The sequence below is a fragment of the Oceanobacillus sp. GQ8 genome (assembly GCF_059758495.1).
The window spans coordinates 441607-454479 of sequence record NZ_JCAXEV010000003.1; the positions used below are offsets into that span (position 1 = coordinate 441607).

Sequence of the window (12873 nt, forward strand, 5' to 3'; positions counted from 1 at the left end):
AACAGGAGGAACCCATATGCTTGAAGATACAAGCTTTGCCATACTACCAGAAAATAAACAAGATACGTCTGGAAAACATTATCTCGATATAGGAAATGTTCTTTCCATTGAAAAACAACAGAATATGTTTCAACTAACATGTACGAATGGGTTTGTGACACTTTGTTTTTATACGGATGCCATTCTCAGAGTTGTGATGAATCCTACATCACAGCCTGGACTGGATCTTTCCAAATCAGTACATGTAACACCATTAGATGTTTCCGTTTCAGAAGAGGATACTGAAGCAGTGCTGCTTCTTAAAACAAAGAAACTTGAAGTAAAGATAGAGAAAAACCCATTGCGGATCATCGTCAAAGATGAAAACTCTCGAATTCTTGTAAAAGAACAAGAGCGGGGAATGGCATACGACCAAAACGGGGAAATACGTGTATGGAAACAAATGGATGAATCAGACCATTTCTATGGATTTGGAGAGAAGAGTGGTTTTCTCGACAAACGCGGTGAAAAATATGAAATGTGGAACACAGATGTGTATGCGCCACATAATCCCGAAACGGACCCATTATACGAGTCTATTCCTTATTTTATGACATTGCGGAATGGGAAAGCTCACGGTATCTTTTTTGATAACACATTCCGTACCTTTTTTGATATGAAGTCAGAGATTGATAGATATTCCTTTTCAGCAGAAGGGGGACAGCTTGATTATTACGTGCTAGCCGGCCCTGATCCGAAAAAGGTGCTTGAACAGTATACGTACTTAACAGGAAGAATGCCGCTTCCGCCGAAATGGGCGATCGGTTATCACCAATCCCGTTATAGTTACGAATCTGAAGCTGAGGTAAGGGAGCTCGCAACCAATTTCTTAGAACGTGATATTCCAGTCGACGTGATCCATCTTGATATCCATTATATGAATGGATACCGGGTATTCACCTTTGACAGAGATCGTTTTCCAAATCCTGAAAAGCTATTCGCAGATCTGCGTGAAATGGGAATAAGGATTGTTCCGATTGTGGATCCAGGGGTAAAGCAGGATGCAGAATATCCGATTTATCAAGAAGGCGTACAAGGGGATAATTTTTGTAAATATATTGAAGGTCACGTCTACTTTGGCGATGTTTGGCCAGGGAAAAGTGCGTTTCCTGATTTCACGGAAGAGAAAGTTCGGAAGTGGTGGGGCGAAAAGCATGCGTTCTATACAGATATGGGCATTGAAGGAATTTGGAATGATATGAACGAGCCTGCTGTATTTAACGAAACGAAAACGATGGATACGTCGGTGATGCACCGAAATGATGGCCGTCCAACTACACATAAAGAATTGCATAATGTGTATGGGCTGTTAATGGGGAAAGCAACCTATGAGGGAATGAAGGATCAGCTTCAAGGAAAACGTCCTTTCTTACTTACACGGGCAGGTTATTCCGGCGTGCAGCGCTACGCAGCTGTCTGGACAGGGGATAACCGAAGCTTCTGGGAGCATTTACAAATGTCTTTACCAATGGTTATGAATCTCGGTTTGTCTGGTGTAGCGTTTACAGGACCAGATGTTGGTGGATTTGCATATGATACCAACCCTGAACTGCTTGTACGCTGGACACAGGTTGGCGCATTTACACCGTATTTCCGAAATCATTCTGCACTGAACACAACGTATCAAGAGCCATGGCAATTTGGTGAAAAATACGAAAAGATTATGAAAAAATATATGCAGATGCGGTACGAATGGCTTCCGCAGCTTTACAGTTTATTCTTTAAGGCTAGTCAAACTGGACTTCCAGTCATGCGCCCGCTATTTATGGAATACCCGGATGATGAAAGAACGTACAATCTGAATGATGAAGTCATGATTGGCGATAATGTTCTATTGGCGCCCATTCTTGCACCAGGGGTAACAGACCGTGCGGTGTACTTACCAAAAGGGGAATGGATGCTATTGGCGACTGGTGAAGTCTATGAAGGTAATCGTGGCCATTTAGTTCACGCTGAGCTTGCCGATCTTCCACTTTTCATTAAAAAGGGAACGGCTGTCATGCAAACGAAGTGGATTTCAAATCAAGAGAAAGAAACAAAACAACGAAGCATGCATGTAGTGGCAGGTAACCCAGGTGATGTGTATTCCTTCACGTACTATGATGATGATGGTGAGACCTTTGCTTACGAAAAAGGCGATTACCTAAAATGGAATATTGAGATCAAATCAGAAGAAGATGCGATCCATGTTACCATTTTAGATAAAGAAGGAAATTATTTGCCTCCATACAAGGAAGTAGACGTTATCCTAACTGGGTTAAAACCGAATCAAAATGTTATACTAAATGGAAAAACATACGAAGACATACAACAATTGAAGATAATTTTATAAGTGCGTGTTCAAAAAGGAGGATAAAAAGGACCAAGAAGTTCGAGGCGGCGTAGCTATGAGTACCGGAACGTATGCAATTAATACGTGAGGAACGGAAAAGCAAGCCAACGAGCTTCCGCAGGATGTGGTGACTTCGACGTTCGACACAGGACGTGTCGGAATTTAGTCGAAGGTCATCAGTACCGATGTGTCATTTTTACCGGATTTTTTGAGCAACCTCTATAATGAGAAGTAGTGGGTGAGTATATGGTAACAATTAAAGATGTAGCAAAGGCAACAGGGGTTTCACCTTCTACTGTGTCACGAGTGATTGCCGATAATCCAAGAATAAGTCCAGATACGAAAAAGAAGGTTCGCAAAGCAATGAAGGACCTGGGATACCACCCAAACGTAAACGCCCGGAATCTTGTCGTGAAATCAACAAAAGCAATCGGCGTTATCCTGCCGTCTTCTGCTGATAAATCTTTACAAAATCCTTTTTTCCCAGAAGTACTAAGGGGAATTGGTTCCATTACACATAAAATGCAATATTCCATGACACTATCGAGTGGAGATACAGAGGAAGAAATTTTTAATGAAGTAGAACGTATGGTTTATGGTAGCTATGTTGATGGGGTTATTCTGCTGTATTCCCGTGTAAACGATCGGATTACGGATTTCTTAATCGAAACAAACTTTCCTTTTGTTATTGTCGGGAAGCCGTATGATAATGTAAGCAATATTACGCATGTGGACAATGATAATTTTAAAGCAGGCAAAGACATCACCTCCTATCTAATTGAGCAAGGGCACGAACGAATTGCTTTCATAGGTGGTGCGAAGGATTTATTTGTTACAGTTGACCGGGAAGCTGGTTATGAGGCGGCAATGCGAGAGGCGGGCATTCCAGAAAATCCGGCGTATAAACTGCATACTGAGTTTTTAAAATCCGGTGGTAGAGAAGCGGTGGAAAAGCTCCTGTCACTTGATGTGAAACCAACAGGCATTGTTGTGACAGATGACTTGATGAGTTTAGGTGTGCTAAGTACATTGGAGGAGCTGGGTTTCCATGTTCCACTTGATATGTCGTTGGTAAGCTTTAATAATGTCTATTTATCGGAAATAACCCGGCCTGCTTTAACAACGGTGGATGTACAAATTCATCAGCTTGGAGCACAGTCAGCAAAAGCGCTGATTGAATTGACACTGAATAAGGACGAACCGGCTAAACGAATTATTATCCCACATCAGATTGTGTACAGGGATTCGGTAAGTAAAATAGAAAAGTAGTGGAAGATAGCTCTGTTCTTAGGAATGGAGCTATTCTTTTATGTAGATAGGGAGGTCATTTCTGTATCGAAAACTTTCCTGATTTTTTCAACTAGTATACCATAATAGCAATTGAAATTTTGTGTTATAATAATATTTCAATAATTACTAATGAATTTAAAATAAAATTTTGTTGAGTAAGTAGAATAAGCAATCAAGGGGAGGGAGATAGATGGCGTATTATATGGGAATAGATGGCGGAGGTACCAAAACTCAAGCTGTATTGGCTGATGAGAAAGGGAACATCTTATCAAAGGCTATAAGTGGGGCAAGTAATCCGAATGCTGTCGGGGAACAACAGCTGATTCAAGTGTTTCAAACCCTTTTTCTAAAACTGGATAACGAGGAAAAATCACTGCTAAAGAATGTGAAATTGGTGTATGCCGGCATTGCAGGGTCAGCCAATCCAGCAAACCACGCCCTATTAGAAAGTATTCTTTCCAAGCTCCTTCCACATGCAACGGTTTTAGTTGAGCCTGATGCTGTTTGTGCCTTATATTCGGGGACGTATGGGGAAGCGGGGATTGTCCAGATTGCTGGCACAGGTTCCATTACATACGGGATGAATGAAGCTGGTGAACAAGGAAGAGTCGGCGGATGGGGCTATTTATTTGGTGATGAGGGAAGTGGTTATGCGATAGGCAGAGCAGGTGTAACGGAGGCATTGAAATCAGTTGATGGGAGAGGGGAATCTACCATATTGCTAGAAATGCTTTTTGAGCATTTTCAAGTTTCGCAAGCCCAGGAGCTTATAAAAAAAGTCTATAATGCCAAACAGCCGAAAGCCATTATTGCGCCATTATCCCGTATTGTATTTCAGGCATATGACCAAGAAGATGTCGTGGCACAAGTCATTTTACAACAGGCTGCCAATGACATTACTTCCCAAATTATGGCACTATATCGTACACTATTTACTAGTGACGAGAAAACAAAGGTAGTCCTTTGTGGCGGTGTTTTTCAGGAGAAAGCAGTCATGCCAGCCCTTTTAAAAAACTATTTGGAAAATATTCCACTTACCCTCGTGCAACCAGAATTTCTACCAGTGGCTGGTTCGCTAATCGGAGCATACAAACAAGCAACTATTCAAGTAAGCCGAAATATGTTAGAGCAGATGAAAAATACACAATAAGAAGGTGAAGTCATGGCGCATGTTAAAGGCGGACTCGTGATTTTGAAAGAAATGGTGAACAGTCTGTCACCATCAGAGCGTAAGGTTGCAACATATATTATTGACCATCCACAGGAAGCGATCCATCTCACGGCACTCGGTCTAGGGGAAAAAAGTAATACAAGCAGTGCAGCAGTCATCCGGCTGTGTAAATCACTTGGCGTTAAAGGATTTCAGGAATTAAAAATACGGGTAGCCGGGGATCTCCAGACAGATGAAGCAACCGTTTACCGGGACATTGAACCGAATGAAACCTATAAAAGTATTATAGATAAAGTGACAGCGAACACAGTGCAAACATTGAAGGAAACAGTGGATATTATTGATGAGAATCAATTGAAAAAAGCGGTAGAAGCGTTAGCGAATGCAAATTCTATCGTACTCGCTGGGGTGGGTGCGTCTTATATTGCTGCCAAAGATGGGGAGCAGAAATTTCAGCGAATCGATAAAAATGCCTATTCCTTTTCAGACATTCATTTAGCAGCAACACTGATTGCAAACAAAGGAAAAGGAGATGTTGTGATCGGGATATCTTTTTCTGGGGATACACAGGAAGTTGCAAAATTGCTCCAGTTGGCAAAACAACGCGACATTACAACGATTGGAATAACGAAATATGGAAATTCCCTTGTTAGCCAATATGCTGATATTTTATTACATACGTCTGCAGCAAAGGAAGCAACCTTTCGCAGTGGGGCTACCTCGTCTCGGATTGCCCAGCTGCATGTCATCGATATGTTGTTAATGTGTCTTGCATCCAACCATTATGAAGAAACAATCCAACACCTTGATGCATCAAGAGAAGCGGTCATGTTTTTACGTGATTAATCAAGAGGATTCAGCGTCCAACTACTCCAACTTAAGCTAGGTAGAGATAAGTTTTACTGAAAAGTTTAAGAAACAGGACGCTTTATATGCTGTGTGAAATTTTATTTCTTATTTTAAAAATAAAATTGACAAAAAATATCATTCACCCTATAATAAAATTGTATTCAAAAGGAGGATAAAAAGGATCAAGGTCGGCTAAAATCGCAACGTCCTATTGCAACGCCGACACTAACACGTCCTATGTGTCGAAGTTCGAGGCGGTGTAGCTTTGAGTATCAGAACGTATGTGTTAAGACGTATGGAACGGGCTTGCACAGGATGTGCTGACTCCTACGTTGCCCACAGGACGTGGGCAATATTAGTAGAAGTTCTCCTTTGCCAACGAAGAAATTCGAAGCGTCATTTTTACCGGAATTTTTGAACAACCTATAAACAACTTAACAAAGAGCTGCACAGACACCTATGAAAAAATGGAGGCTGCTGGCAGATAAAAGAAGTCGGTAGAATAAAGGAAATTTTTTACGGGCTTTCTTATAGAAAATGCATGAAAGCGCTTTAATGTTAGAGAGAGCCTACCAATTGAATTTTTATTTTATTTCAGCTTTTAGCAGATAAGGAGATTATATACATATGAACCTATCTAATCTTGCCGGATTGGTTACGGAGCAAAGAAACCCTGATTCTATGAAACTGGATGGAATGCCAACTCGCGACATCCTTCAGCTTATAAATGATGAAGATAAACAGGTCGCTATAGCGGTGGAAAAAGTCCTGCCACAAATCGAGACAGTCGTCACGCACGTATACAATGCATTAAAAAGTGGTGGAAGGTTATTCTATGTCGGTGCTGGTACGAGTGGACGACTTGGTGTTATGGATGCATCCGAGTGCCCACCAACCTTTATGACACCACCGGAATTAGTCCAGACGGTCATGGCTGGTGGAAACGGTGCCTTTTTCGAAGCGGTTGAGGGAGCAGAGGATCAAGAAGAACAGGGTGCTCTCGATATTACAGAACGCAATGTGACTCCAGAGGATGTTGTAATCGGGATTACCGCTAGTGGAAGAACACCATATCCAATTGGTGCTGTAAAATATGCCAAGAAAATTGGTGCATTTACAGCTTCGCTTACTAGCAATAAAGACTCTGAGGTTAGCAGTTTTGTAGACTGTCCAATGGAAGTGATCGTAGGACCGGAAATTTTAACTGGTTCTACCCGAATGAAAGCTGCAACCTCACATAAAATGGTATTAAACATGATTAGTACAGCCGTTATGGTGAAACTTGGAAAAGTTTATGAGAATCTTATGGTCGATGTCCATGCAAGCAATTATAAGCTGAAGGAAAGGGCAAAGCGAAATGTGATTGCCATTACGGAGGCAAGTTATGAATCAGCTGAGGAAGCATTGGAGAAAACCGATTATAAAGTAAAACCAGCCATTATTATGTTGAAGACAGGAAAGAGCCTCCAAGAAGTAGACGTTGCCTTGGTTGCAACAGCTGGTAATGTACGAGAAGCAATCAAGTCCTTAATAGGGGAATAACATGAACGGCATTTTTAGCCTTCGTGTGTTTCATATAATAGTAATTAAACAAAGGGGGATTTTAGGATGAAGGGAATAAAGAAAAGCCGCATCTTGTTTCTGTTTGTTGCCATGCTGCTAATCGCATTCACTGTCGCCTGCTCGAATGATGAAGATGCAGGTGGAGAAGCAGATTCAGATGGTAATGATTCAGGGAGTAGCGAGGGTGGTATTTCAGGAGATTTAGAGCTTCAGTATTTTGTAGGGGGATACGGGGATTCTTGGTGGAAAGAAGTTATTGCAGGTTTTAAAGAAGAGTACCCTGATGTAAATATTATCGAGCATGCCGGACCGAATATTAACGAAGAAATGCGGTCGCGTTGGGTATCCAATGATCCACCTGATGTCGTGTATATCGACGGGGCTGGATCTAGTGAAGCACAAATGGTAGAAGATGGGCAGCTTATGAATCTATCAGATTGGCTTCAAGATATTGAGCTAGAAAACGGAGACAAACTTGTTGACAGTTTTATTGTAGAGCCAGCGAATTATGATGGTGATGTCTACACGCTTCCACTTGTATTTGATACATGGGGAACATGGTATGACAGAGCACTTTTTGAAGATAAAGGCTATGAAGTTCCAACAGACTTTGAAAGCCTAATGAGTTCGATGGAAGAAATTAAGGATAGTGAAGGAATCGATCCATTTGTAACAAGTGGGCAGCATCCATACTACTTCCTTCGTGGAGCACTTTATCCAGCATTTGGAGCAGCTGGAGGAGAAGAGTTGCTAACAGATGTTATCCAAGGTGCTGAAGGAGCTTGGACAAGTGAACCAGTTCTGGAAATAATGAAGCGAGTAGAAAGAATGGCAGACGAAGGAATGTTTGATTCTGGTCTTGGTGCACTTAACCATACCCAATCACAAATGAATTTCCTTTTAGGTGAAAATGCCTTTATTCCAGTAGGATTCTGGTTACCGAATGAAATGAAAAATGATATTCCAGATGACTTTGAGTTTGGGTTCATCCCATCCCCAATGCAAGCACCTGATGAAACATATGCTATCGTACCTGATTTACGTCCACTTGCTATTGCAGAAAACGCGGAAAATCCAGAAGCTGCAAAAGCATTTGTAGAGTTTGCTTTCACACGTGAATATGCAATGTCATTCTCAGAGCATACAGGCGCGATCATGAACCTTACAGAGGTTGACCTAACGCAAAGCGACAAGGTACCAGCATATTTAACAGAAGCAAATGCAATGATTAATGATCCAGATCAAGTACAAATTTACAACAAGCCACATCCAATGAGTGCTGATTTAGAAACACCGGTTGGAAATGCACTCATGTCACTTATGCTAGGTAATTCAACAGCAGAGGAATTTGTTGAAGTAGCAGAGGAAGCAGCTGCCGAGTATCGCAGCAGTAACGAATAGGAAAACAGGTATCAGCAGGAGTCTCATCCCTCCTGCTGATCCACTTTTTCAATCAAATTAATGAAAGAGGGATAAAATGGTACAGTCAAAAAAGCAAAAATACCTATTTCTGGCTTTTTGTTTAATCCCAACCTTTATCATGTTTGCTATATTTACGCTTTATCCGCTGTTTAGTGGTCTGTACTATTCATTTTTTGATTGGTCAGGCTCCTCGCAAAACAAGGACTTTGTTGGCTTGGCGAACTACATAAAGCTTGTGAAAGATGCAATCATACCAAATACGATTATCCATGACTATTTCCTTGTAGCTACAAAAGTAATTGGCATTATGGTTATGGCATTGTTTTTTGCTGTAGCCCTAACCCAACTTAAAATAAAGGAAGCGCCATTTTATCGTATTGTTTTCTTTTTCCCCAATATAATGAGTGTCGTCGTCATCGGGATTCTTTGGACATTTATTTACAATCCTAACCTTGGTCTAGTTAACTCGGGGCTTGAATTTATTGGGTTAGAAAACTTAGCAAAACCATGGCTAGGAGACGAGAATTGGGCATTACCAAGTCTTGTATTGCCATCGGTTTGGGCAGGTATTGGCTTATTTATGCTCTTACTAATGGGTGGAATATCTAATGTTTCAAAAAGCTATTATGAAGCAGCAGAATTGGACGGAGCATCAGAATGGCAGCAGTTTTGGAAGGTAACACTCCCACTTATCTGGCCTCAGGTGAAAATCTCCATACTATATATCGTGATTACCACATTAAATGGCTCCTTTATTATTGTACAGGTCATGACGGGTGGTGGGCCAAATAACGCTACTCATGTAATGGGCTCTTATCTTTACCAGCAGGCCTTTGTACAATATAACTTCGGCTATGGTGCCACAATCGGTGTAATGATTTTGATCATCTCCTTGCTGACTGTCTTAATTCTTCAGTTCATTATGCGCCGAGATAAAGTAGAGTACTAACTAGCACGGATTACCGATAAAGAGGAGGAATTTATTGTGAAACGAAGCGTCGGCCAGATCCTTGGTAGAACAGGGATACGGATTCCGTTGATCCTTTGGTCATTAGCAGTATTGTATCCGATTTTCTGGATGTTTCTAGGAGCCTTTAAATCCAATGCAGAAATTTATCGAAACCCTTGGGGATTTCCCGAATCCTTTAGTTTTCACAACTTCGTTACTGCTTGGACCAACTATAATATTGATGTTAGTGTATTCAACAGTTTAATCGTAACCGTAGTGGGTGCTGTTTTAACGCTTGTATTAGCAATCCCCACCGCTTATGCCATTGAGAGAATTAACTTCCGTGGCAGTAAAATATTGTTTACCGTTTACGTATCCGCCATGATGATTCCTATGGTGCTTGGGTGGATTCCACTCTTTTTCCTATTATCAGATTTAGGATTATTAGACAATATTTACGGACTGGCGATTGTGTATGCTGTAAGTCAGTTGCCATTTTCCATCTTTGTTCTAACAAGCTTTATTGGAACCATTCCTAGATCTTTAGAGGAATCGGCAGCAATGGATGGCATGTCGCCTTACAAAGTTTTATGGAAAATCATCACGCCACTCAGTATGTCAGGGATCATCACCGTTACCATTATGAACGCCATTCAATTTTGGAACGAATATTTCATGGCACTCATATTCCTGAATTCCAGCGAAAACTATACGCTTGCATTAGCCATTGACTTTATTAGTAGTGAAGCACAATATACAAATGCCTGGGGAACCTTATTCGCCGGCCTCGTCATCGCCATCGTACCAGTCATCATCCTATACGCCATCTTCCAAAGACGTATTTCCAAAGGCATGACAGAAGGCGCCATTAAAGGTTAATAGAAAACACCAATCCAAATGCGATTGGTGTTTTTTTTGATGGTTGGATTGTGGGGCGTGTGAGGAGCATGTGAAGTCGCATGGGAGAGTATGGAAGTCGCTTGGGTATCCGGGAATGCCGCGTATGAACCTGCCGAACTCGCGTGAGGACTATGGAAATGCGCGTGCCAGCCCCAAAAGTCGCGTACCAACATTAAATCACCGAATGCCGCATATCACCAGTACATTTAATCGGTCAAAACCTTTCTCCCTCTGCCAACTCCTAATACGATAAAATGGACACATAAAATATAAATCTTTATTTCTAATAGTTATCAACACAATAGTTTACAATAAACTTTATTATTCACTGTACAATAGTGTGCGTCATACACTATAATAAATACAGGAGTTGATCATATGAAAGATGCACATGAGCACTTAGATAAACTAATGCAGGAACTGAGACGGGGAACCATTACGATTGGGGTACTAAGCCAGCTTTCTGAACCGCAGTATGGCTACTCACTCGTGACGATGCTCGGCGAAAATGGGGTCCATGTGGAACCTGGCACATTATATCCACTTTTAAGGAGGTTAGAGAAACAAGGCCTATTGGAAAGTAAGTGGGACACCAACGAAGCACGGCCTAGAAAATATTATTTACTCAGTAAGACAGGGAAAGAAGTATATGATCTGCTCGTTGTTGAATGGAAGAGTATTGTGACAAGTTTAAATCATGTGATCGAGGATAAAGGAGATGATGTCGATGGAGATGGTTGAACGTTATATCTTTGCGGTTACGCAGAAGCTGCCACAATCACAGAGGAAAGATATTGCTATTGAACTTCGCGGTTTAATTGAAGACATGCTGGAAGATCGGTCTGGAAAAAATCACTATACGGAAAGGGATATAGAAGAAGTATTGCTGGAATTGGGCAGGCCGAAAGAATTAGCGGATAAGTACCGTAGCACCAAGAAATACTTGATAGGACCAGAACTTTTTGACTCGTATCTCTATATATTAAAGGTTATATTGGCAGTAGTAGGAATATCTATAGGGGTTGGATTCGCCATTCAGGTCGTTATCAACCCAGTAAATATTTTAGATCACTTCGTTGAAATGATTGTTTCCGCTGTTACTGCATTGCCTATGGCTTTTGGTTGGACGACATTTGGATTTGCTATGGGAGAGTTAATGGGTAATGTGAAAAAGGAGGATTTGCTTTGGGAAGATGAAGAGTGGAAGCCAACTAACTTGCCACCTATTCCAGTTGAGCATAGTCGAGTTAAACGCGGTGAAGCCGTAACAAGTATTATTTTCTATGCATTTTTTATCGTACTGTTTTCCTTTTCAAGTGATTATTTAGGCGTTTGGGTTTTTCATGATGAATTTAATGGGGTTGTTCCTTTTTTGAATGAACAGAATTATGGGACCTACCTCGTATTCATTATTTTAATCTTAGGTATTGGAATATTAAACGAATGTTTAAAACTAGCTTTTGGAAAATGGAGCTATAAGTTAGTTTTATATACAACCGTTTCAAATACACTTTCTATGGCTATCATTCTATTCATGGTAACGGCTACGGATTTTTGGAATCCAACGTTCATGAGTGAATTGGTAGAGGCAAACGTCCTTACTGCGGGCAGTGAAGGCTATGATACCGTCGATTGGATTTGGAGTCGGGTAACATTCTGGATTATTGTCATACTAATCATAAACTTAGTTTGGAACGGGATCGGTGGATTTTTAAAAGCTAGAAAAAATAAGTGATAACGATGTAGGCCTATTGCTACCTGTTCAAGCAGGTAAGACTTTAGGCCTTTTTTTACACACCAAAGTGTAAAATCATGTCCCAAGAACCTTCCAACATCAAAAATGAAACGACAGCACATCAAAGTGGAACCACAGCACTCCAAAGTGAATCGTCGACACTCCAAAGTGAAACCACAGCACTCCAAAGTGAATCGACAGCACATCAAAGTGAATCGTCGACACTCCAAAGTGAAACCACAGCACAACAAAGTGAATCGTCGACGCCCCAAAGTGAATCGACAGCACATCAAAGTGAATCGTCGACACTCCAAAGTGAAACCACAGCACATCAAAGTGAATCGTCGATGCTCCAAAGTGAAACGACAGCACCCCAAAGTGAAACCACCCCCACTCAGATCCACCACAAAAAAGCTTCTCTTCTAACGAAATGCCACACTTCATCAAAAAAACGCTAATTTTGTCGAATGTCCGCGTGGGATATTATGTAAATCTAATGTGAAAATCTTACACAAAGACACCAATATGCAAAAAGTGTGTAGGAATACCTAGTGAGATAGTATGGACAAACTTTCCTGTTATGAATAGATGCGCCCTCTCTACTAGCACCTCTGGGAGTAACT

At 41.1% G+C, this 12873-nt stretch carries 11 protein-coding genes; 10 read left to right on the forward strand and 1 reads right to left on the reverse strand.

Going from position 1 to position 12873, the window contains the following annotated elements; translation table 11 throughout:
• The first annotated feature begins 16 nt into the window (after positions 1-16).
• From AC6CHS_RS11015 to AC6CHS_RS11060, 10 genes are all read left to right on the forward strand, one after another.
• Entirely contained in the window at positions 17-2371 is a 2355-nt protein-coding gene (locus AC6CHS_RS11015) for a glycoside hydrolase family 31 protein (RefSeq protein ID WP_498236037.1), read from the forward strand.
• Positions 2372-2617: 246 nt separating this feature from the next.
• Complete coding sequence (locus tag AC6CHS_RS11020) at positions 2618-3640, forward strand: LacI family DNA-binding transcriptional regulator (RefSeq protein WP_106897429.1); 1023 nt, start codon at positions 2618-2620, stop codon at positions 3638-3640.
• A 211-nt stretch (positions 3641-3851) separates the two neighbouring features.
• Positions 3852-4811, forward strand: a complete 960-nt coding sequence (locus AC6CHS_RS11025) for an N-acetylglucosamine kinase (protein WP_498236038.1) — start codon at positions 3852-3854, stop codon at positions 4809-4811.
• A 12-nt stretch (positions 4812-4823) separates the two neighbouring features.
• Positions 4824-5678: a MurR/RpiR family transcriptional regulator gene (locus AC6CHS_RS11030; protein WP_498236039.1), complete on the forward strand. Its 855-nt coding sequence runs from the start codon at positions 4824-4826 to the stop codon at positions 5676-5678.
• A gap of 630 nt (positions 5679-6308) precedes the next feature.
• Positions 6309-7223, forward strand: coding sequence for an N-acetylmuramic acid 6-phosphate etherase (murQ, locus tag AC6CHS_RS11035; protein WP_498236040.1), 915 nt, complete (start codon positions 6309-6311; stop codon positions 7221-7223).
• A 66-nt stretch (positions 7224-7289) separates the two neighbouring features.
• Positions 7290-8645: an ABC transporter substrate-binding protein gene (locus AC6CHS_RS11040; RefSeq protein WP_498236041.1), complete on the forward strand. Its 1356-nt coding sequence runs from the start codon at positions 7290-7292 to the stop codon at positions 8643-8645.
• Between the two features lie 76 nt (positions 8646-8721).
• Positions 8722-9615 carry a carbohydrate ABC transporter permease gene (locus AC6CHS_RS11045; RefSeq protein WP_498236042.1) on the forward strand — a complete coding sequence of 298 codons (894 nt, stop codon included), beginning with the start codon at positions 8722-8724 and terminating at the stop codon, positions 9613-9615.
• Between the two features lie 36 nt (positions 9616-9651).
• Complete coding sequence (locus AC6CHS_RS11050; RefSeq protein WP_498236043.1) at positions 9652-10494, forward strand: carbohydrate ABC transporter permease; 843 nt, start codon at positions 9652-9654, stop codon at positions 10492-10494.
• 399 nt (positions 10495-10893) lie between these two features.
• Entirely contained in the window at positions 10894-11256 is a 363-nt protein-coding gene (locus AC6CHS_RS11055) for a PadR family transcriptional regulator (protein WP_058949076.1), read from the forward strand.
• The gene (locus AC6CHS_RS11060; protein WP_498236044.1) at positions 11243-12250 is read left to right on the forward strand and encodes an HAAS signaling domain-containing protein; all 1008 of its coding nucleotides are present in this window, start codon (positions 11243-11245) and stop codon (positions 12248-12250) included. Before AC6CHS_RS11055 ends, AC6CHS_RS11060 begins: the two co-directional genes overlap by 14 nt.
• Positions 12251-12349: 99 nt before the next feature.
• On the opposite strand, the gene AC6CHS_RS11065 is transcribed toward AC6CHS_RS11060, so the two are convergent.
• The gene (locus tag AC6CHS_RS11065; RefSeq protein WP_498236045.1) at positions 12350-12697 is read right to left on the reverse strand and encodes a hypothetical protein; all 348 of its coding nucleotides are present in this window, start codon (positions 12695-12697) and stop codon (positions 12350-12352) included.
• Between the last annotated feature and the right edge of the window lie 176 nt (positions 12698-12873).